The following is a 24,816-nucleotide window of genomic DNA, read 5'->3' on the forward strand; positions in this document are numbered from 1 at the left end:
GGCGGGGGCGCGGGCGGGCGGCGGGGCGGCCGGGCCCCACGAAGGCGGGTGGTCAGCTCTTGAAGGCGTCCTTGATCTTCTCGCCGGCCTGCTTGAGGTTGGCGGCCGCCTGGTCGTTGCGGCCCTCGGCCTCGAGGCGCTCGTCGTCCGTGGCCCGGCCGACGCCCTCCTTCACCTTGCCGGCGGTGTTCTCGGTCGCGTTGTCGATCTTGTCGTCGATACCCATAAGAACCTCCACTCAGCGGTTTCCGTAACGTCAGTGCAGTACCCCGGCGCCCGCCGTCCGAATCCCCGGTCCTCAGCCGACCGGGCGGAAGCGCCGCAGCCGGAGGCTGTTCGCCACCACGAAGACCGACGAGAAGGCCATCGCCGCGCCCGCGATCATCGGGTTCAGCAGGCCCGCGGCGGCCAGCGGCAGGGCGGCCACGTTGTAGGCGAAGGCCCAGAACAGGTTGCCCTTGATGATCGCGAGGGTCCGCCGCGAGAGCCGGATGGCGTCGACCGCGGCCGTCAGGTCGCCCCGCACCAGGGTCAGGTCGGACGCCTCGATGGCCACGTCGGTGCCGGTGCCCATGGCCAGCCCCAGGTCGGCCTGGGCGAGCGCGGCGGCGTCGTTGATCCCGTCGCCGACCATGGCCACGGTCCGCCCCTCGCCCTGGAGCCGCTCGACCACCGCGACCTTGTCGGCCGGCAGCACCTCGGCGATCACCTCGTCGATGCCGACCTCGGCGGCCACCGCCGTCGCCACGGTGGCGTTGTCGCCGGTGAGCAGCACCGGGGTGAGCCCCAGCTCGCGCAGCAGGGCGACCGCCGCCCGGCTGGTCGGCTTCACCACGTCGGCCACGGCGAGGACGCCGCGGGCCCGCCCGTCCCAGCCGGCCAGGACCGCCGTCCGGCCGGCGGCCTCCGCGCCGGTCACCGCCCGCACGACCTCCTCGGGTACGTCGAGACCGCGCTCGCGCAGCAGCCGGAGCCGGCCGACCACCACCTCCCGGCCGTCGACCGTGCCGGTCACGCCGAGGCCCTCGGCGTTGGCGAAGCCGGTCACCGCGGGCAGCGGCCCCGCCTCGACGGCGCCGTCGGCGACGGCGCGGGCGATCGGGTGCTCGGAGGCACCCTCCAGCGCGCCCGCGAGCCGGAGCAGTTCGGCGGGGTCCTCGCCCCCGGCGGGCAGCACGTCGACCAGCGTCATCTTCCCAGTGGTGACGGTGCCGGTCTTGTCCAGCACCACGGTGTCGACCTGGCGGGTGGACTCCAGCACCTCCGGGCCCTTGATCAGGATGCCGAGCTGGGCGCCCCGGCCGGTGCCGACCAGCAGCGCGGTCGGCGTGGCGAGCCCCAGCGCGCACGGGCAGGCGATGATCAGCACCGCCACCGCGGCGGTGAACGCGGCGGTGGTGCCGCCCCCGGTGCCCAGCCACCAGCCCAGCGTGCCGGCGGCCAGGGCGATCACGATCGGCACGAACACGCCGGAGATCCGGTCGGCGAGCCGCTGCACGGCCGCCTTGCCGGTCTGCGCCTGCTCCACCAGCCTCGCCATCTGCGCGAGCTGGGTGTCGCCGCCGACCCGGGTGGCGCGGACGACCAGCCGGCCGCCGGCGTTGACGGTGGCACCGACCACGGTGTCGCCCGGCGCGACCTCGACCGGCACGGACTCGCCGGTGAGCATGCTGGCGTCGACGGCCGAGGTGCCCTCCTCGACCACGCCGTCCGTGGCGACCTTCTCGCCGGGGCGGACCACGAACCGGTCGCCGACCACGAGTTGGTCCGCCGGGATCCGGGTCTCCTGCCCGCCGCGCAGCACCGCGACGTCCTTGGCACCCAGCTCCAGCAGGGCGCGCAGGGCGGCACCGGCGGTCCGCTTCGAGCGCGCCTCGAAGTACCGGCCGGCCAGGATGAACACCGTCACCCCGGCGGCCGCCTCCAGGTAGATGTTGCCCGCCCCGTCGGTGCGGGTGATGTCGAAGCGGAACGCGTGGGTCATGCCGGGCATCCCGGCGTCGCCGAGGAAGAGGGCCCAGAGCGACCAGCCGAACGCGGCGAGGGTGCCGAGCGAGACCAGGGTGTCCATGGTCGCCGCGCCGTGCCGCAGGTTGATCCAGGCGGCGCGGTGGAACGGCAGCCCGCCGTAGACCACGACCGGGGCGGCCAGGGTCAGCGACAGCCACTGCCAGTAGTCGAACTGCCAGGCCGGCACCATGGCCAGCACGATCACCGGCACGGTCAGCACGGCCGACACCCACAACCGGGTACGCAGCCCGCGCAGCTCGTCCACCGGCTCGGCGGGCGTCCCGGCGGCGACCTGCGCGGGCGGCGGCGGGACGACGGCCGTGTAGCCGGTCTTCTCCACGGTAGCGATCAGCTCGGCCGGGGTGACCTCTTCGGCGTACCGGACGGTGGCCTTCTCGGTGGCGTAGTTGACCGTGGCCTCCACGCCGTCCATCCGGTTGAGCTTCTTCTCGATCCGGGCGGCGCAGGAGGCGCAGGTCATGCCGCCGATCGCGAGTTCGATCAGGTGCGGCGCGACCGGCAGGGACCTGGCGGATGTCATCTCGTCACCTCCGGTCAGCTGTGCCCGTGCCCGGGAGCGCCGTGGTCGGCGTCCGGGGTCGGTGCGGTCGTGGGCGCCGGCGCGGCGGGCGCCGGCGTGGCCTGGTCCCCGGCCAGCACGGTGAACTCGGCGGTGTGCACCGCGTCGCCGTGCCGGAAGTCCAGGTAGAGACGGTACGCGCCGGACGAGGGCACCTCGGCGGCGAAGGTGACCGCCGGCCCGGCCGGGGTCCGTCCGTCGCCGGGCGCGCCCTCCGGGTGCACGTGCAGGTACGCCAGGTCGCCCTGGCGCAGCGCCACCAGGTGCCCGTACGCGCCGAGGTAGGGCTGGAGGTCGGTGACGGGCCGGCCGTCCCGGCTGACGGTCAGGGTGAGCCGGCTGGTCCGGCCGGCCTGCGGGGCCCCGGTGAGGGTGACCGTGTAGCCGTCGACCGTGGTGCGGGTCACCGGCGCGGGCAGCGGCCGGTGCTCCAGCGCGCCCGGGACGGTGACGTCGACCCCGAGGGTGAGCGGCTCACCGCCGGTCGGGGTGAAGTCGGCGAACGCCCGCCAGACGCCGGGTCCGGCGACCGGCGAGGCGACCCGCCAGGTGCCGTCGGCGGCCAGCTCCGGGTGGACGTGCCGGAAGCCGGAGAGGTCGCGGCGGGCCACGATCAGGTGCATGCGCTTGTCGTGGGCCACGTCGTAGCGGGTGACGGGCCGGCCGTCCGGGCCGGTGATCCGGAAGGCGAACTCGCCCGCGGGGGCGGTCACCGGCTGGAGCGTGTAGCTGCGGTCGGAGACGAGCAGACCGCCGGGCAGGTGGGCGGTGGTGGTGGCCGCGTGGCCCCCGTCGCCGTGGTCGGTTCCGCCGGAGTCGTGGCCGGCGTCGGTGGCGTCGTGGCGGGTCTCGGCGGCCGGGGTGACGGGGCCGGCCAGGTGGCCGACCCCGTACGCCGTGCCGAACACCGCCACGAGCCCGAGGGCGAAGCCGCTCAGCTTCGTCGCCGTGTTCATTGGGGTACCTCGGTTCCTTCGGGTCCGCGGACCCGTCACGCCCCGACGAGGTCGTAACCGGCCTCGTCGACGGCGGCGCGGACGGTGTCCGTGTCCAGCGGGCTCTGACTGGTGACGGTGACCCGGCCGGAGGCCAGGTCGACCTGGACGTCGGTGACGCCCGGCAGCGCGCTCACCTCGGTGCTGACCGAGTTGACGCAGTGCCCGCAGGTCATGCCCTGCACCTGGTACGTGGTGGTGACCATCGCGATCTTCCCTTCCGCCGCTGTCGTTACCGTTACCCGGTGGGGGTATCAGCCACGAGAGGACCGTACCATACCCCCGAGGGGTACGCTATCCTTGGCGTCATGACCGCACCGACGACCCCGACCCGGGGCTACACCGCCAGCAAGGACCAGCTCCTCGCGCGGCTCCGCCGTATCGAGGGCCAGGTTCGCGGCATCGAGAAGATGGTCGAGGACGACCGTTACTGCATCGACGTGCTGACCCAGATCTCCGCCATCCAGGCCGCGCTGGACAAGGTCGGCCTCGGCCTGCTCGACGGGCACGCCCGGCACTGCATGCACGAGGGCGCCGCCGAGGGCCGCGCCGACGAGATGGCCACCGAGATGATGGCCGCCGTCGGCCGCCTCATGAAGCGCGGCTGACCGGGACCTTCGGCCCTCGGGTCGGGGTCCATGGCCCGGCGTGGCCGGCCCGCCGCCGACGTACGTTCGAGGTGGCGACCGGGACCGGCGCCGGTGACGGCACCGGACCGGCCGACCCTCGGGATGAACGATCGGAGGGCGGCCGAGATGATGTGGAACGGCCCGATGATGGGCTGGATGTGGACCTGGTCGTTACTGGGGCTGCTGGTGCTGCTGGGACTGGTCTGGCTGGTGATCCGGCTCACCGCTCATCCCGCCGGCGCCCTGCCGTCCTCGGCCCGTCGCATCCTCGACGAGCGGTACGCCCGGGGTGAGATCGACGAGGAGGAGTACCGCCGCCGTCGCGCCGGCCTGGACTGACCGGTTCGGTGCCGGCGGCCGGACGCGCGAGGGCCCGCACCGGTGGTTGGCCGGGCGGCGCCGGGAGCACGCAGGCCGCATGGCGACACTCCGTAGCGTGACGACGGACCTCAAACGCGATCCTGGTCACGCAGGGCGAGGACGAATTCTCGCTATTGGTCGGCTTCCGGACGTAGAACACCGGGAGGACTCTCGGGTAACCTCGCTGCCGGTCACCGCCGAAGGCGCGCACCGGCGCCAGCGGTGCCGCCGCCCAATCGCCCGCGGGCGAGCCGGGGAACCAGGTACATGGGGTGAATCCGCGCGAGCGGTAGGGGCCACTTCCGTCCCGAACCCGTCAGCTAACCCGGTCGGCGGCCGACGGAAGGGAACACTGTGACGGCACCCCTGCGCCGCTGGCTGACCCCCGTGGTTGCCGTGCTGGGCGCGCTCACCGTGCTGGTGGGGCCGACCCCGGCGACGGCCGCTCCGAGCACCCCCACCCCCTCGGGGCACTCCGAGGAGGAGGACGACCCCCTCATCACCGAGGCCATCGACGCCGCCAACCGGGCCTACCTCCAGGCCAAGGCGAAGCTCGACACGTCGCGTAAGCGCCAGCTCCAGCTCGCCCTCGAGGTGAAGGCGGCGCAGAGCGAGCTCGACGCGCTGAGCCCGCAGGTGGCCCAGATCGCCGCGCAGTCCTACCGGACCGGCCGGATCGGCGCCATGGCCATGCTGATGGAGAGCAACACGCCCGACTCGTTCCTCCGGCGGGCGGCGGCCCTCGACGAGCTGAACCTGTTGAACTCGCAGAAGCTCGCCGCCATCAACGCCGCGAAGAACCGCGCCGAGCAGGCCAAGGTCGCGCTCGACATCGAGGTCCGCGAGCAGGAGAAGCAGAAGAACGCGATGGCCCGCGAGAAGGCCGAGACGGAGAAGGCGCTGAAGCTGGTCGGGGGGATCGGCTTCACCGGCGGCCTGGTCTCGGCCACCTCGCCGGTCGCCCGCATCGGCCCGGGCCGGACCTCGGACGGCGACTGGAAGCCGGAGTCGTGCAGCGAAGACGACCCGACCACCTCGGGCTGCGTCACCCCGCGCACGCTGCACGCGTACAAGGAGGTCAAGCGGGCCGGCTTCAACCGCTTCGTGGGCTGCCACCGGAACGGCGGGCCGTTCGAGCACCCGAAGGGCCGGGCCTGCGACTGGTCGTTGCAGAAGAGCGGCTTCTCCTCGTGGCGCACGAAGGACCAGCGGATGTACGGCAACAACGTCGCCGCCTTCCTCATCCGCAACGCGGACCGGCTGGGCATCTACTACGTGATCTGGAACCGGCAGATCTGGTTCCCGGCCACCGGCTGGAAGTCCTACAGCGGGCCCTCCGACCACACCGACCACGTGCACATGTCGCTGCTCTGACGACGTACGCCGAAAGGGGCCGGCCCGCGACGCGCGGGCCGGCCCCTTCGACGTTTCCTGACGGCCGTCAGTTGGCGAGCGCCGGGTCCGCGGGCGCGGCCGGGGCGGGCACCGCACCAACCGGGGCCGGGGCCTGGGCCTGGGCCACCGTGCGCACCTCGCCCGCGCTGAGCCGGTACGACAGGCCGACCACCGTGCACCGCCCGGCGGCAACCGCATCGGCGAGGACGACCGACCGGGCGAGCAGCGTCTCCACGGTCTGCGCGATGTGGATGTCGACGATCCCGTCGAGGTCCTCGACGCCCTCCCGGCCGGCCCGGAGCAGGCTGGGCGCGACGGCGTCCACCACCGCGCCGAGGTGCCCGGACGGCGACGTGCCGGTGCGGACCGCCTCGCGGGCGGCCTGGACCGCGCCGCACGAGTCGTGACCGAGCACCACCACGAGGGGGGTGCCCAGCACGGTCACCGCGTACTCGACGCTGCCGAGCACCTCGGGGCCGGCGGTGTGGCCGGCGGTGCGGACCACGAAGAGGTCGCCGAGGCCCCGGTCGAAGATGATCTCGGCGGCCAGCCGCGAGTCGGAGCAGCCGACGATCACGGCGAACGGGTGCTGGCCGTCGGCGACCGCCGCCCGGTGTCCGGCGTCCTGGTTGGGATGGCGCGGGGCACCGGTGACGAACCGGCGGTTACCGGCGTAAAGCTCGGCGAGCGCCTGCTCGGGAGTGGTCGGCGACACTGATCCTCACCTCGTCCTCGCACGGAAAAGCCCTGGTCAGCCGGCCGGCGACGGAGGCGGCCTCGGCACCCACGGTCACACGCAGTCCAAGGTACGTCAAGCTTTACGTGATACGGATTTCATACGTTGGTCCGATCTTGACGGCGGCCCCGGCAGCCGCCTCGACAGGACCGGGACACGCGGGAGCCATACCATGACCATCATGGCGACGACACCAGGTGAGAGAGGCAGCGGCCGGAACTGGACCTTCCTCACCAACCACGGGCACGTGCTCCTGGCCATCGCCCGTAACCCCACCGCCCGGCTGCGGGACGTGGCCGACGAGGTGGGGGTCACCGAGCGGGCCGCCCAGGCGATCGTCGCCGACCTGGAGGCCGGCGGCTACCTCCGCCGCACCCGGGTGGGCCGCCGCAACGAGTACACGGTCAACCCGAACGGGCACTTCCGGCACCCGGCCGAGGCCGACCAGCAGGTGGGCGCCCTCCTCGCGCTCTTCACCGCCGAGCCGTTCGCGGAGCCGGCGACCGGAAGCTGACCGCGTCCCGCGTACGCCCGTCACCGCACGGACGGCGCGGCGACGGTAATCTCACCGCGTGCGCGACAGCTTGCGGCCGGACGGGACGACGGAGCGCGTCCGGACCGGACACCGGATCCGATCCGTCCTCTCCGGAGCGGCGGTCGCCGCGCTGCTCGGCGGCGTGCTGGCGGTGCCCGCGCCCGCTGTGGCGGCGCCGAAGTGCGGGCCGCCCGGCGGCCCCGCACCGACCGAACCGCCCTGGGCGCTCAACCGGCTCGACCCGGCCGCGGCCTGGCGGGTCACCAAGGGGCAGGGAGTCACGGTCGCGGTCATCGACTCCGGCGTCTCCCCCACCCACCCGCTGCTGCGCGGCCGGGTGCTCCCCGGTGAGGACTTCAACCATCTCGACAGGTTCGACGGCCAGTGCGACCAGGTCGGCCACGGCACCCTGATCGCGGGCATCATCGCCGGCCGGGAGGGCACCGGCGCGCCGTACACCGGGATCGCGCCGGAGGCGAAGATCCTGCCGGTCCGGGTGCTGGCCGACAACCAGAAGGCCTTCGACGAGTCCATCCCGGCCGAGATCGGCAAGGCCATCCGATGGGCGGTCGACCACGGTGCCGACGTGATCAACCTGTCCCTGGTGACGCTCGACGACCCGGCGCTGCGGCAGGCCGTCGACTACGCGCTCGGCAAGAACGTGATCCTGGTGGCCGCCGCCGGCAACCGGCAGGAGAACCAGCAGGACCAACCGGCGTACCCGGCCTCGTACCCGGGGGTCGTCGCGGTCGCCGGCGTGGACGAGAGCGGCGGGCACGTCGGCAGTTCGGTCACCGGCAACTATGTGGACATCGCCGCGCCCGGACTGAACATCGTCGGCCCGGCCCCGGAGGGCACCGGCTACCGCGCCGAACCGCAGGGCGGCACCAGCTTCGCCACCGGGTACGTCTCCGGCGTCGCGGCGCTGGTGCGGGCCGCCCACCCGGACCTCAGCCCGAAGGACGTGGCGTTCCGGCTCACCCGCACCGCCGACAACCCGCCCGACGGGCACAACGCCCTGGTCGGCTACGGGGTGGTCAACCCGTACCGGGCCGTGACGAGCCTGCTGGGCACCCGCAGCGACCCCCCGCTGGGCGCGATGCCGGCGCCCGCGCCGCACGACGACCCGCTGGCCTGGCAGCGCACCGTGGCGATCTGGGCGGCCGTGATCGGGGCGGTGCTGGCCGGGATCCTGCTGGCGCTGCGGCCGATCCTGGTGCGGGGCCGCCGGCGCGGCTGGCGCCCCGGCCGGCGGGGCGCCCCGCAGGACGCCTGAGCGCCCGGGTCCGGGGCACCCCGGACCCGGGCCGGAAAAGCACCACGGCCCCGACCCCGGCGTGAGCCGGAGCGGAGCCGCAGCGGGTCGGTCGGGTCAGCCCCAGACCTTCGAGTTGCTCATCTCGGTGGTCATGTAGTTCTCGCGCGCGATGCCCACCGCGCCACCGATGTCGTTCAGGACCTTGTTGATGTCCCGCACGGCGGCGTCCCACTGAGCCTGGTGCTGCTCGTAGGCCGCGCGGTCCTGGCCCTCCCACTCGAGCTTCGTCAGCATCGAGCGCAGCGTGTCCAGCTTCTCGTCGATGGTCCGCGAGATGGCCTGCATCTGCTGGTTGCTGCTCTCGAGGACAGCGTAGTCAACCTTGATGCTCATCGATTCCTCCTCTGCCTGTCTTCGCGGATCACGGGTTGAGAGCAGAGTGGAACTTGTCCAGCATCTGCTGCTGCTCTTCGTCGTTGACCTGGTGCGTCGTGCCGGACTTGTCAAGCAGGTCGGCGATGTTGTCCATCGCCGTCAGCAGCTTGCTCGTGTCCTCGTTCCAGCGCTGCATCAGGTTCTGGAAACCCGTGGACGCCCCGCCCTTCCAGGCCATGGCCAGGTCGTCGACGACGTTCCACAGTTTCTTCAGCTCACCGTCGACGTCGCTGCGCGTGGACCGCACGTCACTCGCGGCGGTGTGCAGGCTCGCTGCACTGACCTCGAACGCCATGCTTCACACCCTTCCGTCATCTCTGTGGCGGCGGATCCGCCGCGCCCTCCCCCGCGGCAAGGCGTACACACCCCACCGACGGACACTTCAATCGAACCGTAGCGGACGACGTCCAATCCGCGCAGCCCTGCTTCCCCATGGCGCACAACGCCGTCCGGAGAACAGACCGTACGACGTGGACGGTTGCGGCCGCCAGCGGGCGGTCAGGACGGCCGTCGATACGACCGCACGTGCATCACCACGCCGAAGACCAGCACCACCGCCAGCAGCGCCACGAAAAGCCACAGCACCGGCCTGTCGACCGCCCGGTCGAGTACCACCGGGATCAGCGCCGCCACCCCGGTGAGCAACACCACTTCGCCGGCCCGCTTCGCCCACGCGGCGCGGGACAGCTGGGCGACCAGCGCCAGCCCGAGGAAGACCGGCACGGTCACCAGGAAGTACACGAAGAGCACCAAGGTCACCTCGGCACCCCCTTCCGCCGTCACTGGTAGAACTTGGAGTCCTGCACCCAGTCGATCTTGATGTCCTTGATGTCCGGGTCCTGGCCCGTGGCCGCCCAGCCGGGACGGGAATCCGACACGAAGGCGAACCGGTCGTTGCCCTGGAAACCGCCGACGACCGCGGAGAACAGCGCGCTGATGTCGCCGAAGACCAGCGCCAGGATCGCCGCGCTCGCGGCCATCCCGGCCACGCCGATCGCCTCGGCGATGGGCGCCGTCGGTGGGAACGCCTGGAGGGCGACCGAGGCGATCACCGCGATCAGGATCGGGATGAGCGCGTCGACCAGCGCGTTCACCGCGTCGTTGAAGGCGTCCCGGGCAGCGGTGAGGGTGTCCCGGTTGGCGTTGAACGCCTCCGCCAGCGAGTTGATCTCGGCCCCGAGCTTGCGGAGGAAGAGATCGAACGCGTCCCGGTCGTCGAAGTCCCACTCGGCGTCCGACGGCGGGACCTGCTCCAGCGCCGCCCCGAACTGGTCACCGCCGAGCAGCCGCGCCGCGTCGCCCCACTCCTTGATGGACTTGTTGACCTCGTCGTTGTCGAACGTCTCCAGGTAGGCGATCGCGGCACCCAGCGCCCCGGCGAAGACCAGCCACATCCAGTTGGCCCGGGCGGCCGGCAGCAGGCCGCGCACCGGCGCCGTCGCGGCCGCGACCGTGTGCGTGCCGGTCACCGTGCCGGCCGCGTTGGCGATCAGGATCTCCGACATCAGCAGCTCCCCCCGTCGCGCGCCCGGCCGGTCACTTGACCACCCAGGGCTGGTCGGACTTCTCCCAGTTCTTGGCGGTCTGCTCCAACTGCTCGGCCGCCTTGTGCAGGTGCTCGATGCCGGTCCTGACGTTCTTGAGGTGACCGTCCACCGAGGCGTTGTGCGCCTGCACGGTGCCGCCCCCGAAGAGGGTCAGCGCGCCGTCCGGCAGCTTCACGCTCTCCAGCAGCGTCTGCACGTTGCGCAGGTACTGGATCGGGCCGTCCGGAGCGTCGAGCTTCTTGCTCGCCTTGCGGATCGCGTCGACGTCGACCTTGTTCGCCACCGCGTCTCCTCCCTGGTCAGCGGCGCAGGCCGCGGGTCGGGTCGGTCAGGTCCACGCCGAACTCCCGGAACCAGTCCTCCGGGGTGAGGTTGCCCGCCTGCGCCCGGCGGACCAGCTCCGAGCCGCCGAGCACCTCGGTCATCAGCTCCTGCTGCCGCTCGGCGACGGCCGCGTACGCCGCGTCGATCGCGGCCTGGAGCGACTCGGCCAGGGTGAAGCTGTCCAGCCGCATCGCCCGGGCGTTGACGTCGATGCCACCGACCTTCATGTCACCGTCGACCGTCACGCGGACCAGGCCGTCCGGGCTCTCCCCGGTCACCCGCAGCTCGGCGCGCTGCTGCTGGAACTCCGCCAGCCGGCGCTGCTGCTCCTGCGCCTGGCGCAGCAGGTTCTCCACCGCGCCACCGGCGCCGCCGTAACCCCACGGGCTGCTCACGACTGTTCTCTCCTCAGCTCGACGGTCCGGCCGACGCTACCGGACCCGCTCCTCCGACGTCCGCCCCGTCAGGCGGGCTCCGTCCAGGCGGTCTGGATGAGCTGCTGGCCGTCCCGGCGGCGGACCAGGGTGCCCCGGCCCGGCGGTTGCGGACTCGGCCGCAGGTTGCCGAACACGGCACCCTCCTCGCGGCTGCCGGACATCAGCAGGCCCGGCGAGTCCAGCTCGCGCAGGCGCTGCAGCACCGGCTCGTAGAGGGCGCGGGCCACACCACCCACCCGGCGGGTGATGATCAGGTGCAGGCCGATGTCCCGCGCCTGCGGCAGCAGCTCGTGCAGGGCGCTGAGCGGGTTGTTGCCGCCGGAGGCGACCAGGTCGTAGTCGTCCACCAGGATGTAGAGCTCCGGCCCCTTCCACCAGCTCCGGTCGCGCAGCTGCGCGGTGGTCACGTCCGGCCCCGGCAGGCGGTTCTGCAGGGCGCTGCGGATCGAACCGAGGCCCTGGCTGAACACCTGGTTGGACGGTGCGTAGTCGAGCAGGTGGTCGCCCTCCACCGCACCCAGCAGGCCACGCCGGTAGTCGGCGATGACCAGGCGGGCCTGCGCCGGGGTGTACCGCTCGGCGACGCCCCGGGCGATCAGCCGCAGCAGGTTGGTCTTGCCGCACTCGGCGTCGCCGAACACGGTCAGGTGCGGCTCGGTCGTCAGGTCCAGGTAGACCGGGGCGAGCGCCGACTCGTTGACGCCGATCGGGATGCCCGGCGCCGACCGGTCGACCACCTTCGCCAGTTCGGCGACGGCCAGCTTGCGCGGCAGCAGCCGCACCTTCGGCGCCGGGCGGCCCGGCCAGTTGGCCGCGACGTGCCCGGCCAGGGCCACCGACGCCTCGGTCAGGTCCTCGATGTCGCGCTTACCGTCGATTCGCGAGACGCCGGTGAGGAAGTGCAGCTTGTCGCGGGTCAGGCCGCGACCGGGCGTGCCGCCCGGCACGTTCTGCGCGGCCCGCCGGTCGATCTCCGACTCCGCCGGGTCGCCGAGCCGCAGCTCCAGCTTGGTGCCGAGCAGGTCCCGCATGTTGATCCGGATCTCCGCCCACCGCACGGCGGTGATCACCACGTGTACGCCGAAACCGAGCCCGCGGTTGGCCAGGTTGGTGATGGTCTGCTCCAGCTCCTCGTACTCCTGGCGCAGCGTGTTCCAGCCGTCCACCACGAGGAAGACGTCGCCGAACGGGTCGTCGGCGAACTCCCCGGCAGCCCGGCGCCGGCGGTAACTGGCCACCGAGTCGATGCCGTGCTGGGTGAACCGGTTCTCCCGCTCGTCGATGACGGCGACCACCTCGGCCACGGTCCGGCGGACCGCCTCGACGTCGCGCCGCCCGGCCACCCCCGAGGTGTGCGGCAGCCCGTCCAGGCTGCGCAGCGCGCCACCGCCGAAGTCGAGGCAGAAGAACTGCACCTCGCGCGGGGTGTGGGTGAGCGCCAGCGAGGCCAGCATCGTGCGCAGCATGGTGCTCTTGCCGCTCAGCGAGGCGCCGACGATCACCACGTTGCCCCCGGCGCCGGCCAGGTCCACCATCATCGGGTCGCGGCGCTGCTCGTACGGGCGGTCGACGATGCCGACCGGCACGGTGAGCCGGCCCCGCCCCGGCCAGTTCGCGGTGGTCAGCCCGAACGTCGGGTGCACGGCCAGCGGGGGTAGCAGCTCCGCCAGGGCCGGCGGCTCGGCCAGCGGCGGCAGCCAGACCTGGTGCGCCGGGCGGCCCCGCCCCTGGAGCTGGTCGATCAGCACGTCGAGCATGGCCACGGCCTTGCCGTCGCCGGTCTGCTCCGGCTCGGGCGCGGTCTCGGCCGGGCTCGGCAGGGCCGGCGCCGGCACGTAGTCGATGCCGTACGGGACGATCCGGCGCTGCACCTGCGCGCGGGTGGACCGCTGCACCTGCCCCGGCGCCCGGTACGGGCCGGACACGTAGGCGGCCCGGAACCGGAGCATCGTGGTGGTGTCGGTCTTCAGGTAGCCGTGGCCCGGCGCGTTGGGCAGCTCGTACGCGTCCGGCACGCCCAGCACGATCCGGCTCTCCACCGCCGAGAAGGTCCGCAGACCGATCCGGTACGACAGGTGGGTGTCCAGGCCGCGCAGCTTGCCCTCCTCCAGCCGCTGGGAGGCCAGCAGCAGGTGGACGCCGAGCGACCGGCCGAGCCGGCCGATCATCACGAAGAGGTCGATGAAGTCCGGCTTCGCGGCGAGCAGCTCGGAGAACTCGTCACAGATGATGAGCAGGCTGGGCATCGGGTCCAGCGGCTCGCCCGCGGCCCGCGCCTTCTCGTAGTCGTAGCGCGAGACGTAGTTGCCGGCGGCGCGCAGCACCTCCTGGCGGCGGTTCATCTCGCCGGCCAGCGCGTCCCGCATCCGGTCGACCAGCGGCAGCTCGTCGGACAGGTTGGTGATGACCGCGCTGGTGTGCGGCAGCGCGTCCAGCGAGGCGAAGGTGGCGCCGCCCTTGAAGTCGACAAGGACGAAGTTGAGCTCCTCGGACGAGTGGGTCACGGCCAGCGCCGCGACGACCGTACGCAGGAGTTCGCTCTTGCCGGAACCGGTCGCGCCGATCACCAGGCCGTGCGGGCCCATGCCCTCGTGCGCGGACTCCTTGAAGTCCAGCTCGACCACGTTGCCGTCCGGCCCCACGCCGAGCGGGATGCGCAGCCGGTCCCGGTGGCTGCGCGGCCGCCAGGTCTGCTGGGTGTCCACGGTGGCCGCGTCGCCCACGCCGAGCAGGTCCGGCAGCTCCATGCTGCGGGCCAGCGGCTCCTCGGTGCTGGCGCCCTGCTGCTGGCTGAGCCGGTAGGGGGCGATCTGCCGGGCCAGCCCCTCGGCGGCCGCCATGGTGAGCCGGTCCGGCCGGCCCAGCCGGGAGGTGGCCGTGCCGCGGACCAGGTCCAGCCCGCTGCCGTTGCCGGTGTCCAGGCAGAGCAGCCAGCGGCCGGCGTCGCGCGGCACCGTGCCGGAGAGGTCGATCACGGTGGCGCCGAGCAAGCCAGGCCCCATCAGCGCGCAGGTCGACGAGACCTCGCCGCCGTCGAGCACCACCACGAGGTGCGGCGCCGTGGTGAGCGGCTTCGCCTCCGGGGCGAACCGGGGCCGGCCGCCCAGCTCGTTGGCGAGCGCCGCCTCCGCCTCGGCCAGGCTGGCGAAGACCATCCGCCGCGCGCCGGCCGCGTCCGTACGCCCCGGGTGCTGGGCGTGCGGCAGCCACTTCACCCAGTCCCACGCCGGCTGCCGGTCCGGCGCGGCCACCACGGCCACCAGGAGGTCGTCCGGCGCGTGGAAGGTGACCAGCTGGCCCAGCGCGGCCCGGGTTAGGTCCAGCACCGCCTCCCGGTCGCCGCGCAGCGCGATCCGGCTGAACGCGCGCAGCGACAGCGCGGTGGGCAGGTCCGGCACGCTGGAGTGGGCCCGGACGAACCGGCGCAGCGCGATCGCGCTCATCGGCTCCAGGTCCTCCACCGGCTTGGTCTCCGGTGGCACGATCTCCACGGCCAGCCGCTGCGGGCCGAGCGCGATCCGCACCTCGCCGAAGTCGTCCTCGGTGATCCGCCGTTCCCACAGCCGGCGCGAGGCGGCGACCGACCAGAGCGCGTCCGGCTCCGGGTGCCGCCAGGTCATCGCGGCGCGCTGCTGCTCGGCGGCGCGCCGGGTGCGCTTGCGCATCTGGGCCAGGTAGCGCATGTAGTCGCGCCGCTGGGCGTTCAGCTCGGCCTTGTCGTTGCCACCGTTGCCGAGGCTGCCGACCGCCATGCCCAGCATCGACACGCCGAACAGGCCGCCGGCCACATACGTCATCATGCCGCCGCCGCGACCGGCGTAGAGGAAGGCCATCGCGCCGACGCCGCAGAGCATCGGCAGGATCATCAGCACCTGACCCATGCCCTTGGCCTGCGGCTCCGGCAGCTCGGGCGGGGACTCCAGCAGCACCTCCCCGCGCGGCAGCGCGGGCCCCGGTTGACGCGGAAGCCGGCGGAACACCACGGTGCTCACAGCTGTCTCCTGCTTCCTACCGTGCTCATCGCTGAGCGGTTCGGATAATTCGCTCTCCGCTCGGCCATGACCGAGCTGGAGTCCTGGACCGGCAGTCTGGCCCGATGGCGATCGGTCCGCTCCTGCAGGATGTGCCTCACCCTGTGATGTGGGGTGTGCAGGGCGATGTCGGGATCGCCGGCTCGCTGCAGGATGTTGATCGCGGCGTTCACGTCGGCCTGCCACACCACCCCGCACGAGGTGCAGTAAAGCCTTTCCCCGCTGCGGCGGCCGAGCCGGCCGCAGCGGTGACAGACCTGTGAGGTGTAGGCGGCGTTGACGAGAACGAGCGCAGAACCTCTGCGCTCCGACACGTTTCGCAGTGCCTCCGCGGTGCCCCCTCTTGTCCACGCCGCGAGACGCCGGTTGACGTTCTTGCCGAGCCTCTTGCGCCCGGCGAACGGTTTGGTGAGGTCTTCGGCGATCACGGTGGCGGCCTTGTCGACCACCCGGTGGACAGCGGTGAAGATCTCCGTGCGCACCCGGGCCCGGTGCTGCGCCGCCTGCCGGTCCCGCTTCGCGGTGCCGAGGTTGTTATCTCTGATCCGGCGCGCTTTGGCGCGGTCACCACGCAGCGCGGCGGTGTTCGCTATCGAGCGCAGCTTCGCCCGCCGTCGGTTGCGTTCCTTCAACCGGTCCGATTCGCAGGTCAGCAGATTTCCGAGCCCGGTGCCATGGCGATAACCGTCGGAGTCGGTCAGCACTTCGGTATAGCCCTTGTCCACGCCGGTGACCCGGTCGCCGCCCGGTCGCTGTGACGAGCGCATCAGCGATGCGTCGAGTTGGTAGTGCACCTCCACCCGACCGCCGCGCAGGATCAGCCGAAGCGTCCCAGTCGGGGGGACAGTCGTGGACAGCGGAATCTTGACCATGTGGCGGCGTTGCAGGCCCGGGACCGCCAGCCATAACCGGCCTTGCTCGTCAACGAAGGTGTTGTACTTGTCGGCTCGCACCACGATCTGATCGTGGGTGCGATTGCGACCACGCCTCCAGTGCGTGCGCATCTGACGGGACAGGAAGGGGTCGGGAGTCCAACGGTTGGTCGCCAGTGCGGTGAACATCCGCTTGCGCTCGGCCGGGTCATTGGTGCGCCGGATGATGGCCCGCCGGACCTCGGCCTTCGCCGACGCAAGGTTGGCTGAGATGTCGGACACGGCGTCGCGGACAGTCTCCTTCCACGCATTCGCCAGCACACCAAACGATGCGTACGTGCCGTCAGCCAACCACTGATCCCGCACCTGCCGGTCCGTGAGCCCAGCGCCCACGCCTGCGATCGAGCCGTAACGCTGCCACACCTCGCTACGAACCCGACCCAGCCGGCGCGCCTGCTGCACCAGCTCTGCGTACTTACCCGCATTCAAGGCATCCGAATAAGCGATGCGGGTGACCCTCACCGGTCGCCCTCCACGCTCGTCGGCGCGACCTGCGAGGTCAGACGCCCTTCCGGAGACAACTGGTCACTCCCCTCGATCGGCCCTGCCGCATTCGCGACCGACCGGAGCTATCGGGTGGGCATCCTATGCGACCGCCATCGTAGGTAATCTCCCGAAGGCGCCGTGGACCCGTTGGGACCGACGCCGCCAGCCAAGGCACGTAGGCGAGCACGAGGAGGCCACTGTGGCGACGAAAACGGCGACCGGCGGACTGAGCCGGATCACCATCGTGGCGCCGCGGACCAGGATGGATCTGGCGTTGCCGTCCGACGTGCCGCTGGCCGACCTGCTGCCGACGCTGCTGCGTTACGCCGGCGAGGATCTCGCCGACGAGGGCGTGCGGCACGGCGGCTGGAGCCTGTCCCGGCTCGGCGGTCAGCCGCTCGACGGCGGCCGCACGGCCGCGCAGCTCGGAGTCCGCGACGGCGAGGTGCTCTACTTCAACCCGCGCGCCGCCGCCGCGCCCGAGATCGTCTTCGACGACGTGGTGGACGCGGTCGCCTCGGCGACCAACCAGCGGGCCGGCGCCTGGCAGGTCGGCACCACCCGGGCGTTCTCGGTGCTCCTCGCCGGCGCGGCGCTGGCGGCCGGCGCGGCGTTCACGCTGTTCGCGGGGCCGCCCCAGCTGCCCGGCGCGCTCGCCGCGCTGGTGGTCGCGGTCGCGCTGCTGATCAGCGCCGCGGTGCTGTCCCGGGCGGCCGGCGACAGCCGGACCGGCGCCGTGCTGGCCATGGGCGGCCTCGGCTACGCCGCGATCGGCGGCCTGCTTGTCCTCGCGGGCGACCGGCGGCTCTCCGAGCTGGCCAGCCCGCACGTGCTGCTCGCCGCGACCGCGGTCGTGCTGTTCGGCGCGGTCGCCGCGCTGGCCGTCGGGGACCGGCTGCCGCTCTTCCTCGGCGCGGTCGGGGTGGGCGTGGCGGTCGGCTTCGGCGCGGCGCTCTGCCTGGCCTTCGACATCGGGGCGGCGGCCGCCGCCGCGGTGGTGGCGACGGTGGCGTTCGGCGCCCTGCCGGCGCTGCCCATGATCTCCTACCGGCTGGCCCGGTTGCCGGTGCCGTCGATCCCGACGGGTCCGGACGACCTGAAGAGCGACACCGAGTCGGTGGACGGCCCGCAGGTGCTGCGCAACAGCGAGCGCGCCGACGCGTTCCTCACCGGCCTGCTGTGGACGGTCTCGGTGCTGGTGCTCGGCGGCGAGGTGGTGCTCGCCGACAACGGTCGGCTCCCGGCCGTGCTGCTCTGCCTGGTGCTGGCCCTGCTGGCGCTGCTGCGGGCCCGCCCGTTCCTGGGCCGCGGCCAGCGCACCCCGGTGCTCCTCGCCGGCACCCTCGGTCTGGGGTTGGCCGCCGCGGCCACCTTCGGCGCGAACCCGCTGCCGGTCCGGCTCGGGCTGATCCTGGGCGGCCTGCTGGTGGTCGCCGTGATCAGCCTGATCTACGGGCTCACCGTGGCGGGCAAGCGGATCTCGCCGGTCTGGGGTCGCACCCTCGACATCGTCGAGATCCTGCTGATCGTCGCCCTGGTGCCGCTGGCCGTGTGGGTGTGCGGCCTCTACGGCTGGATCGTCAACCTTCGGCCGTGACCGTGCCCATCGCGGTGCCCACCGGCGCGGTCGCGTAGACGGCCGGGCCGTGCTGGCCGTCCAGCGGGCGGGCCGGCACACCGGAGCGGCGGGCCACCTCCCGGACCGCCTTCACCAGCGCCTCGGCGTGACCGTCCATGGCCGCCACCCGCAGCAGCGGCGGGAGCTGCCGGCCGCCGGGGAGCACCACGGCCGCGACGGTGTGCGAGGGGGCGGAGGTGGCGGTCACCGCGTCCACCAGCGCGCCCAGCGAGCCGTTGGGGCGGACCCGCAGCGCCAGGCAGCGCTGGGTCCAGCCGCCACCGCGCAGGCTCTCCCAGCTCTCCACCGGGGACTCGGGGGCCAGATCGAGGCCGGCGCCGGAGACCACCGCCGCGTGCAGCTCGTCGCGGCCGAGCACCCGGTGACCGAGGCCGGCGGCGTTGAGCGCCTTGCCGAGCCGGCCGATGCCGGCCGCGACCGTGCGGTGCACGCCGTGCATGCCGCCGCCCCGGCTCACCGTCTCGGCGCGCGCGTCGGTGACGGACAGGCGCAGCGCCACCCAGACCGTGCGGTGCGCCGCCGGGGGCGCGCCCGGCGCCGGGTACCAGACCAGGGTGTGCGAGACGACCTGGGTCTGGGTGACCGGCCCGGAAAAGTCGGCGAGCACGGCGAGCGCCCGGTCCACCATCGCCGCCTCGATCGACCCGGCCGGCGAGCCGGGCCGGCCGGTCAGCGCGACGGCGGCGAACCAGCCCCGGTCGTCCTGCCCGATGCCGAGCCGGGTGCCGCGCTCGGTCAGCTCGACGACGGACAGGTCCGGTGCGAGCGCGGCCAGCCGCGCGTCGCCGGCCGGCGCGGCGCCCCGGGCCCGGTCACGGCGGCGGCGCAGCCGGCGGCGGAGCATGAGGTCCTCGTACCACCAGCGGCCGCCGCGCCGGGCGAAGGCGGCCACCACGGCCAGCAGCGCCAGCGCGCCGACGGTGGCGAGCAGCCAGGTCGGGCCGCCGGTGGCGAACCAGACGGCGAGCGCGGCGCACTCCAGCACCACGAGCTGGCCGACGACGACCGGGCCGAGCCGGCCGCGCCGACGCCGGTCGGCCGGGGTGACCGGTCGGTCCGCCGGCACGGCGGGGGCGGTGGCCGTACGACCGGGTGGCGCCTGGACCTGGGTCATCGGTGAGGGTCCCTTCTGGACATCCTGGGCATCCGCCGGTGCGGTGCGTCGCCGGGTGGCGGGCGGGGTCCCGGTGAACCGTCGACGGCCCCTTATCGTAGGGAAGCCCGCGGCGGAGTTCGGACCTGATCGCCGCGCGGACCCACCCCTGCCGGAGGTTAGTCATGCGGACCCGCCGCGATCAGGTGCAGGCGTACCGCTTCGTCACCCGCCGGATCGTCTCGGCGCTGCTCTCCGGCGACCCGGAGACCAACGACCTGCCGATGCGGCGGCTCGGCATGGCGGTGTTCGGCAGCGTCATCGCGGCCGCCGTCGTGCTGGGCGGCGCGGGCGCGTACGGGCAGTTCACCAGCAACTCCGCGCCGCTGGAGCCGAACACGCTGGTGATCGAGCGGGAGACCGGGGCGACCTACGTCTTCACCGACGACAAGGTGTTGCACCCGACGCTCAACTACGCCTCGGCCCGGCTCATCCTCAACGACGCCGGCGCGCCGGTCCGCACCATGTCCCAGGCCTCGATCAAGGATCGGCCGCGGGGCCGGGCGGTCGGCATCGTGGGCGCACCGGACGCCGTGCCGGACCGGAAGTCGCTGGTCGGCCTCCCCTGGTCGGTGTGCGACGTGCCCGACGCGAACGACCCGCAGCGCTCCACCACCCGGCTGGTGATCGACCGGCCGCTGCCCGGCGGCACCCCGCTCACCGACCAGGCGGTCCTGGTCAAGCTGAACGACGCGCGCTACCTGCTGACCGGCGGCGCGCGGCTGCGGGTGGTCGGCGACGAGCAGGCGCTGGTGGCGTTGAAGATGGCGGGGGCGGCCACCCTCACGGTCGGGCAGCAGTTGCTCAATGCCGTGCCGGTCGGCCCGGCGCTGCGCAAGCCGACCATCGACGGGGAGGGCAACCCCAGCGGGCTGACCGTCGGCGACCGTCCGGCCCGGGTGGGCCAGGTCTACCGGGCCGCCGGCCAGTACTACGTGCTGGCCAAGCAGGGCCTGGTGGCGATCCGCGAGGTGACGGCCCTGCTGCTGCTCGGCGGCGGCGGCCAGGTCACCGACATCACGCCGGACCAGGCCGGCCAGCTTCTCACCGACCAGCGGCTGGAGGCCGAGGGCCTGCCGGACCGGCTGCCCACCCTGCACGAGGTCCGCGCCGGGCGGACGGTGCTCTGCGCCACGTACCGCTCCGGGCCGGCCGGCCAGCCGACCACCACCCTGGAGGTCTTCGACCAGCCGCCGGTCGAGCTGACGGCGTCGACCGGGGTGGCGGCGCGGCAGAGCGACCGGGACGCGGTGCGGACCGCCGAGAGCGTGTTGCTGCCCGGCGGCAAGGGCGTGCTGGTGCAGGCCACCGCCGGGGAGACCGGGAAGGCCGCGGCCGGCGCGACGGTCTACCTGATCACCGCGCAGGGCGTCCGTTACCCGCTCGGCACCGCCTCCGGCGACGCGAAGAGCGCCCTGGGGTACGGCGACGTGACGCCGCTCGCGGTGCCCGCGTCCCTGCTGGCCCTGGTGCCGACCGGGCCGACCCTGGAGCGCGAGGACGCGATGAACCAGTTCGATCCGGGTGCGGCGCCGAGCGGCGGCGCGACCTCCGGGCCGGACGACGACGCGGCCCCTGCGCAGGGCGGATGACCGCGACGGACACGGTCCGAAGTGGATAGGGCTGAATGACGGGTCGCCCCGGCTGGCCCGGGTCGACTAACCTGAACGTGGCCAACGGTTCTCGACGATGACTACGGGGATGCAGCCATGACCGGGCGCACGACAGTGGACGTACTGTCCTTGGAGGACTTCCACCAGCGGCTCGAGCGCCGGCTGAGCGAGGCGGAGTCGGTGTTGAAGAAGCTCAACACCGAGATGCAGTGCCGGCCGCCGGCACTCGGCACGTTCACCGACGCCACCGACAACTCCCGTCGCTACTCCGAGACGCACCAGAGCTACGTCAACCACGTCGAGCGGTTGCGACGGGCGATCGTGGCCGCCCAGAAGGCCACCAAGACCATCATGACCAACTACCGGACGGCCGAGGCACGCAACGCCGCCGCCGCGGCCGACATCGTCGCCGCTCTCTCCGGGTTGACCGAGGCGATGAAGCCGAAGGGAGAGGATCCGCGTGTCTGAATACACCCAGCGCTACGAGCACGTCAGCCACAAGGAGCTCTACCAGGGCGTCAACGCCGGTGACCCGAAGCAGGTCGACGGGCTCAGCGCCCAGTGGACGTCGATGAAGGGCACCCTCGACGACCTCAGCCGGGATCTGACCGCCGACCTGGACGCGCTGCTGAAGACCTGGACGGGCGACGCCGCCCGCGAGTTCCACCGCCGGCTCAACCTGGTCGCCGACTACTCCGGCAACCTGGCCGAGGGCATGACGGGCATCCGACAGGGGCTCGACATGATGGCCAGCGAGCTGCGCGCCGCCCAGGCGAAGGCGGAGAGCCCCGAGGAGACCGACGACAACGACAAGCTGCTCTCCGGCGCCGGCAAGGGCTTCCTGGTCGGCGGTGTGCCGGGCGCGCTGGTCGGCGGCATCGTCGGCCACGAGCAGGACAAGGCCGAGCAGGAGAAGGCGCACCAGCGGATGGTGCAGGTCGTCGCCAAGCTGGCCGAGGGCTACGACTTCTCGGCCTACGGCCGGATCGTCGTGCCGGAGCCGCCGGACTCGGGGCTCCCGGGTCACGGCGACCCGACGGACCCGACGCTGAAGAGCGGCCCCTCGGTCGGCACGCCGTCGGCCGGGCCGGGCGTGGGCAGCTTCGGTCCCGCCGCGAACGGCACCGCGACCACCTCGGGCGTGCACCACACCGCCCCGGGCAGCGGCACGGTCGGCGGCACGACGGGCGGCGGTGATCCGACGGGCGGCCAGCCCGGCGCGGGCACGCCCGGCACCATCGGCGCGGGCAGCACGGTCGAGCCGACCGGCACCTCGCTCGCCGGTGCGGCCCCGCTGACCGCGACCGGCCCGACCACCGGCCTGGCGGCGGGCCCCGGGCTCGGCGGCACCAACGCGACCCTGCCGACCGCCGGGGGCGGCGGCTCGCTCTACGGCATGCCGGGCGTACTGGGCGGCACCGGGTCGCTGGCCGGCTCGGGCGGCGGCTCGGCGACCTCCGGCCGGGTCGGCGGGATCGGCGCCGAGAGCCGCTCGGCCGCCGGCACCGGCCGCCTGGCCTCCGGGCGCGGCGTGACGGTCGAGACGGAGAGCCGGTCCACCGGCAAGAGCGGCACGAGTGGGCGACCCGCCATGGCCGGCCGCAACGGTGTACTGGGCGGGCGCGGCGGCGAGGACGACGAGTCCGAGGGCCGGCTGACCTGGCTGACCGAGGACGAGATGGTCTGGTCCGACGGCGAGGCGGCCCCGCCACCGGTGCTCGGCGGCAACTGACCGCAGGCTCACGACGGCGCGGCGTCCCCACCGGGGCGCCGCGCCGTTTCGCGTCCGGCGCAGCGCCGAGCCGCCGGCGGGACCGGGTTCGTCCACAGCGAATGGTGGGACGGGTCACGTCGACCAGGAAGATCGTCGAGCTGCACGAGGCGGAGCTGACCGATAGGTTGAGACGGTGCTGCCCGTAGCGTTCGCCTCGTCCCTCTGGACGGCCACGCTGCGCAGGATCGCCCGCACGGCGGTGACCGCGCTCGCGCTCATCGCCGGCCTCACCGGCCCGGCCGCCATGCCGGCCGGCGACCACCTCCACCCGGCCGCGGCGGCCCGCCCGGCCACCGAGCTCCGGGTCGACGCTCCGGTCGCCGTTCCCGTCGACGTGGGCCCGGCCGTCCGTCCGGCCAGGGCGGCGGCGTCCGGCATCCGTTCCGTCGCCGACTCGCCCGTCCGGCACCCGCTCGCCGCACCGGCCCCGGCGGGGTCGCCGCACCGGGCCGGCGCCGACGCCCCCGCACCGGTGGTGGGCCCCGGCGTCGTGATCGTCCCCGAACCCGGCCGGGCCGCCATCGCCCGCCGCGGCCCGCCGCGCGCCTGACCGCGCCGCGCCGGGAACGCCCGGGCGCCCCTCGACCGCGCCCCCGCCGCTCCCCGTCGCGTGCCGCCGCGACCCCCCGCCCGCCGACCGGGCCCCGACCGTTGACTCCGACCGTTCCACCACGAGGTGCTGGTGATGCAGACCGTCTTCTCCACCGTCCTGCCCGACGTTCCCCGAGCCGCCGTGATCTGGCTGGCCCTGCTCGCCGTGGCGGCGCTCGTGGTCGCCGCCCTGATCGTCCGGCCGAACCGGTTCCGGTCGGTGCTGGGCGACCGGATCAGCGAGGCCGCCCGGCCGAGCAGCATCGAGCTGGCCGAGCAGGCCCGCGAGCACGCCCGGGAGCAGTCCCGGTACGCGCAGGAGGTGGCGGTTGCCGCGTCGCGGGCGGCGGCGACCGCCGAGCGGCGCCGGACCGAGTGGCTGGCCGCGCAGGAGGAGGTCGAGGAGGCGTGGCAGGCGTACGAGGCGGCGGAGGAGGACGTCCGCCGGCTGGCCGCCGCCGCGGCGCTGCCGCTGCCCCGGACCGCCCGGACGCCCGCCGAGTACGTGGACCGGGAGCGCTGGCTGCACCGGGCCGCCCTGGACGCCCAGTGGCGCAAGGAGATCACCGTGCAGCAGCTCAGCGACATCCTCGGCCACCGGGGTTGGGATCCCAGCCGGCACCCGGTCGAGCAGGAGCTGCTGCTGCGTCGGCTGGTCCGGGACAACCTCCGGGCCCGGCAGGAGGCCGCGCGGGAGCGGGAGCAGGCCGCCTGGCGGGCCGCCGAGCTGGCCGCCGCGGCCGCGCGGAGCCTGCGTGACGAGGCGTTCGCGGCCACCCGACCGGTGACCGAGCCACGGCCGGCGCTGTCCATCGTGGACCTGACCGGTCCGGAGCCCACCCGCGAGCTGCCGACCGCCACCCGGGCGGCCGAGACCACCCGCGAGCTGACCCCGGTGGCCCGGGGCCGGGCGGCCGTGCCGGCATACTGACGCGCCGGGCGGAGCTGGCCCGGCTCGGTTAGCGTGACCTCGTGTCCCGTGAAGCCTGGGTACTTGTCGTGCTCGCCGCCGTCGCCGCGCTGGCGACGCTGGTCGGAGCGGTGCTGCTCGCCGTCCGGGTGGTCCGCACCCGCCGCATGCTGGGCGCGCTCGGGGTCGGCGGCAAGGTCGCCTTCTACGGCGCACTGATCTACACGATCCTGCCGGTGGACGTGCTCCCCGACCCGATCTACCTGGACGACATGGGCGTGCTGGCCGGGGCGCTCATCTACCTGGGCCGGCTGGCCGCGAAGCACCGGGCCGCGCAGCGCGCGCTGCCCGACCGGTCGGAATCCCCGCCGGGCACGGGCCGGCAGCACCGCCCCGTGCCATGATCGGCGCGGGGCCGGCGGTCGGCCCCGCATCAGGGCAGCGAG

26 protein-coding genes and 1 riboswitch are annotated in these 24,816 nt (G+C 73.6%); of the genes, 12 read left to right on the forward strand and 14 right to left on the reverse strand.

The genetic code is table 11. The annotated features are described in order from the left end of the window. Positions 1–52: 52 nt before the first annotated feature. The 4 genes from NFX44_RS09755 to NFX44_RS09770 form a co-directional block, all read right to left on the reverse strand. A complete protein-coding gene (locus NFX44_RS09755; protein WP_091260889.1) occupies positions 53–226 on the reverse strand; it encodes a CsbD family protein in 174 nt (57 codons plus the stop codon). 72 nt (positions 227–298) lie between these two features. Next, a complete protein-coding gene (locus tag NFX44_RS09760) occupies positions 299–2,551 on the reverse strand; it encodes a cation-translocating P-type ATPase (protein WP_262283180.1) in 2,253 nt (750 codons plus the stop codon). Positions 2,552–2,565: 14 nt separating this feature from the next. Continuing rightward, positions 2,566–3,546, reverse strand: a complete 981-nt coding sequence (locus NFX44_RS09765) for a hypothetical protein (protein ID WP_262283181.1) — start codon at positions 3,544–3,546, stop codon at positions 2,566–2,568. Between the two features lie 35 nt (positions 3,547–3,581). Next, positions 3,582–3,791: a heavy-metal-associated domain-containing protein gene (locus NFX44_RS09770; RefSeq protein ID WP_030504324.1), complete on the reverse strand. Its 210-nt coding sequence runs from the start codon at positions 3,789–3,791 to the stop codon at positions 3,582–3,584. A gap of 102 nt (positions 3,792–3,893) precedes the next feature. Here NFX44_RS09770 and NFX44_RS09775 point away from each other — a divergent pair, with 102 nt between their 5' ends. The 3 genes from NFX44_RS09775 to NFX44_RS09785 all read left to right on the forward strand — a co-directional run bounded on the left by NFX44_RS09775 (position 3,894) and on the right by NFX44_RS09785 (position 5,948). Beyond that, entirely contained in the window at positions 3,894–4,193 is a 300-nt protein-coding gene (locus tag NFX44_RS09775; protein ID WP_046568942.1) for a metal-sensitive transcriptional regulator, read from the forward strand. 123 nt (positions 4,194–4,316) lie between these two features. Then, positions 4,317–4,553, forward strand: coding sequence for an SHOCT domain-containing protein (locus tag NFX44_RS09780; protein ID WP_262283182.1), 237 nt, complete (start codon positions 4,317–4,319; stop codon positions 4,551–4,553). A gap of 240 nt (positions 4,554–4,793) precedes the next feature. Further along, positions 4,794–4,925, forward strand: a riboswitch (cyclic di-AMP (ydaO/yuaA leader). 3 nt (positions 4,926–4,928) lie between these two features. Continuing rightward, complete coding sequence (locus NFX44_RS09785) at positions 4,929–5,948, forward strand: hypothetical protein (RefSeq protein WP_262283183.1); 1,020 nt, start codon at positions 4,929–4,931, stop codon at positions 5,946–5,948. 67 nt (positions 5,949–6,015) lie between these two features. Here the strand turns inward: NFX44_RS09785 and NFX44_RS09790 are convergent, their stop codons facing one another. Continuing rightward, positions 6,016–6,684, reverse strand: a complete 669-nt coding sequence (locus tag NFX44_RS09790) for a carbonic anhydrase (protein ID WP_262283184.1) — start codon at positions 6,682–6,684, stop codon at positions 6,016–6,018. Positions 6,685–6,877: 193 nt separating this feature from the next. Here NFX44_RS09790 and NFX44_RS09795 point away from each other — a divergent pair, with 193 nt between their 5' ends. Then, a complete protein-coding gene (locus tag NFX44_RS09795; RefSeq protein WP_262283185.1) occupies positions 6,878–7,219 on the forward strand; it encodes a helix-turn-helix domain-containing protein in 342 nt (113 codons plus the stop codon). Between the two features lie 58 nt (positions 7,220–7,277). After that, a complete protein-coding gene (gene mycP, locus NFX44_RS09800; RefSeq protein WP_262283186.1) occupies positions 7,278–8,516 on the forward strand; it encodes a type VII secretion-associated serine protease mycosin in 1,239 nt (412 codons plus the stop codon). Positions 8,517–8,612: 96 nt separating this feature from the next. On the opposite strand, the gene NFX44_RS09805 is transcribed toward mycP, so the two are convergent. From NFX44_RS09805 to NFX44_RS09840, 8 genes are all read right to left on the reverse strand, one after another. Then, the gene (locus NFX44_RS09805; protein ID WP_262283187.1) at positions 8,613–8,891 is read right to left on the reverse strand and encodes a WXG100 family type VII secretion target; all 279 of its coding nucleotides are present in this window, start codon (positions 8,889–8,891) and stop codon (positions 8,613–8,615) included. A 28-nt stretch (positions 8,892–8,919) separates the two neighbouring features. Further along, positions 8,920–9,228, reverse strand: a complete 309-nt coding sequence (locus tag NFX44_RS09810; protein ID WP_262283188.1) for a WXG100 family type VII secretion target — start codon at positions 9,226–9,228, stop codon at positions 8,920–8,922. A gap of 203 nt (positions 9,229–9,431) precedes the next feature. Next, positions 9,432–9,692: a hypothetical protein gene (locus NFX44_RS09815; protein WP_262283189.1), complete on the reverse strand. Its 261-nt coding sequence runs from the start codon at positions 9,690–9,692 to the stop codon at positions 9,432–9,434. 20 nt (positions 9,693–9,712) lie between these two features. Then, positions 9,713–10,438 carry a hypothetical protein gene (locus NFX44_RS09820; protein WP_262283190.1) on the reverse strand — a complete coding sequence of 242 codons (726 nt, stop codon included), beginning with the start codon at positions 10,436–10,438 and terminating at the stop codon, positions 9,713–9,715. Positions 10,439–10,469: 31 nt separating this feature from the next. After that, a complete protein-coding gene (locus NFX44_RS09825; protein WP_262283191.1) occupies positions 10,470–10,763 on the reverse strand; it encodes a hypothetical protein in 294 nt (97 codons plus the stop codon). 16 nt (positions 10,764–10,779) lie between these two features. Then, positions 10,780–11,199: a YbaB/EbfC family nucleoid-associated protein gene (locus tag NFX44_RS09830; protein ID WP_262283192.1), complete on the reverse strand. Its 420-nt coding sequence runs from the start codon at positions 11,197–11,199 to the stop codon at positions 10,780–10,782. 68 nt (positions 11,200–11,267) lie between these two features. Next, positions 11,268–15,233 carry a type VII secretion protein EccCa gene (gene eccCa / locus NFX44_RS09835; protein WP_262283193.1) on the reverse strand — a complete coding sequence of 1,322 codons (3,966 nt, stop codon included), beginning with the start codon at positions 15,231–15,233 and terminating at the stop codon, positions 11,268–11,270. Continuing rightward, positions 15,230–16,666 (reverse strand): transposase, encoded by a 1,437-nt coding sequence (locus tag NFX44_RS09840; protein ID WP_262283194.1) that lies wholly within the window; start codon positions 16,664–16,666, stop codon positions 15,230–15,232. Before NFX44_RS09840 ends, eccCa begins: the two co-directional genes overlap by 4 nt. Before the next feature lie 223 nt (positions 16,667–16,889). Here NFX44_RS09840 and eccD point away from each other — a divergent pair, with 223 nt between their 5' ends. Continuing rightward, positions 16,890–18,287 (forward strand): type VII secretion integral membrane protein EccD, encoded by a 1,398-nt coding sequence (eccD, locus tag NFX44_RS09845; protein WP_262283195.1) that lies wholly within the window; start codon positions 16,890–16,892, stop codon positions 18,285–18,287. On the opposite strand, the gene NFX44_RS09850 is transcribed toward eccD, so the two are convergent. Continuing rightward, on the reverse strand, positions 18,271–19,443 hold the full coding sequence (locus NFX44_RS09850) for a type VII secretion protein EccE (protein ID WP_262283196.1): 1,173 nt from the start codon (positions 19,441–19,443) through the stop codon (positions 18,271–18,273). The genes eccD and NFX44_RS09850 overlap by 17 nt on opposite strands. Before the next feature lie 164 nt (positions 19,444–19,607). Here NFX44_RS09850 and eccB point away from each other — a divergent pair, with 164 nt between their 5' ends. The 6 genes from eccB to NFX44_RS09880 all read left to right on the forward strand — a co-directional run bounded on the left by eccB (position 19,608) and on the right by NFX44_RS09880 (position 24,774). Next, the gene (gene eccB, locus NFX44_RS09855; RefSeq protein ID WP_262283197.1) at positions 19,608–21,074 is read left to right on the forward strand and encodes a type VII secretion protein EccB; all 1,467 of its coding nucleotides are present in this window, start codon (positions 19,608–19,610) and stop codon (positions 21,072–21,074) included. Positions 21,075–21,191: 117 nt separating this feature from the next. Beyond that, the gene (locus NFX44_RS09860; RefSeq protein ID WP_262283198.1) at positions 21,192–21,563 is read left to right on the forward strand and encodes a hypothetical protein; all 372 of its coding nucleotides are present in this window, start codon (positions 21,192–21,194) and stop codon (positions 21,561–21,563) included. Further along, positions 21,556–22,827 carry a WXG100 family type VII secretion target gene (locus NFX44_RS09865; RefSeq protein WP_262283199.1) on the forward strand — a complete coding sequence of 424 codons (1,272 nt, stop codon included), beginning with the start codon at positions 21,556–21,558 and terminating at the stop codon, positions 22,825–22,827. The genes NFX44_RS09860 and NFX44_RS09865 overlap by 8 nt, the downstream gene beginning before the upstream one ends. A 175-nt stretch (positions 22,828–23,002) precedes the next feature. Next, a complete protein-coding gene (locus NFX44_RS09870; protein ID WP_262283200.1) occupies positions 23,003–23,419 on the forward strand; it encodes a hypothetical protein in 417 nt (138 codons plus the stop codon). Between the two features lie 135 nt (positions 23,420–23,554). Further along, complete coding sequence (locus NFX44_RS09875; protein ID WP_262283201.1) at positions 23,555–24,391, forward strand: hypothetical protein; 837 nt, start codon at positions 23,555–23,557, stop codon at positions 24,389–24,391. 41 nt (positions 24,392–24,432) lie between these two features. After that, positions 24,433–24,774, forward strand: coding sequence for a YkvA family protein (locus NFX44_RS09880; protein ID WP_262283202.1), 342 nt, complete (start codon positions 24,433–24,435; stop codon positions 24,772–24,774). Positions 24,775–24,816: the final 42 nt, after the last annotated feature.

This window comes from Micromonospora sp. MA102 (genome assembly GCF_025460765.1).
GTDB classification, from domain to species: Bacteria; Actinomycetota; Actinomycetes; order Mycobacteriales; family Micromonosporaceae; genus Micromonospora; species Micromonospora halotolerans.

Excerpts from the sequence above, each read along its gene's own strand:
- NFX44_RS09755 (WP_091260889.1), bottom strand. The coding sequence starts at position 226 with ATGGGTATCGACGACAAGATCGACAACGCGACCGAGAACACCGCCGGC.
- NFX44_RS09760 (WP_262283180.1), bottom strand. The coding sequence starts at position 2,551 with ATGACATCCGCCAGGTCCCTGCCGGTCGCGCCGCACCTGATCGAACTC.
- NFX44_RS09765 (WP_262283181.1), bottom strand. The coding sequence starts at position 3,546 with ATGAACACGGCGACGAAGCTGAGCGGCTTCGCCCTCGGGCTCGTGGCG.
- NFX44_RS09770 (WP_030504324.1), bottom strand. The coding sequence starts at position 3,791 with ATGGTCACCACCACGTACCAGGTGCAGGGCATGACCTGCGGGCACTGC.
- NFX44_RS09775 (WP_046568942.1), top strand. The coding sequence starts at position 3,894 with ATGACCGCACCGACGACCCCGACCCGGGGCTACACCGCCAGCAAGGAC.
- NFX44_RS09780 (WP_262283182.1), top strand. The coding sequence starts at position 4,317 with ATGAACGATCGGAGGGCGGCCGAGATGATGTGGAACGGCCCGATGATG.
- NFX44_RS09795 (WP_262283185.1), top strand. The coding sequence starts at position 6,878 with ATGACCATCATGGCGACGACACCAGGTGAGAGAGGCAGCGGCCGGAAC.
- NFX44_RS09805 (WP_262283187.1), bottom strand. The coding sequence starts at position 8,891 with ATGAGCATCAAGGTTGACTACGCTGTCCTCGAGAGCAGCAACCAGCAG.
- NFX44_RS09810 (WP_262283188.1), bottom strand. The coding sequence starts at position 9,228 with ATGGCGTTCGAGGTCAGTGCAGCGAGCCTGCACACCGCCGCGAGTGAC.
- NFX44_RS09820 (WP_262283190.1), bottom strand. The coding sequence starts at position 10,438 with ATGTCGGAGATCCTGATCGCCAACGCGGCCGGCACGGTGACCGGCACG.
- NFX44_RS09850 (WP_262283196.1), bottom strand. The coding sequence starts at position 19,443 with ATGACCCAGGTCCAGGCGCCACCCGGTCGTACGGCCACCGCCCCCGCC.
- eccB (WP_262283197.1), top strand. The coding sequence starts at position 19,608 with ATGCGGACCCGCCGCGATCAGGTGCAGGCGTACCGCTTCGTCACCCGC.
- NFX44_RS09860 (WP_262283198.1), top strand. The coding sequence starts at position 21,192 with ATGACCGGGCGCACGACAGTGGACGTACTGTCCTTGGAGGACTTCCAC.
- NFX44_RS09875 (WP_262283201.1), top strand. The coding sequence starts at position 23,555 with ATGCAGACCGTCTTCTCCACCGTCCTGCCCGACGTTCCCCGAGCCGCC.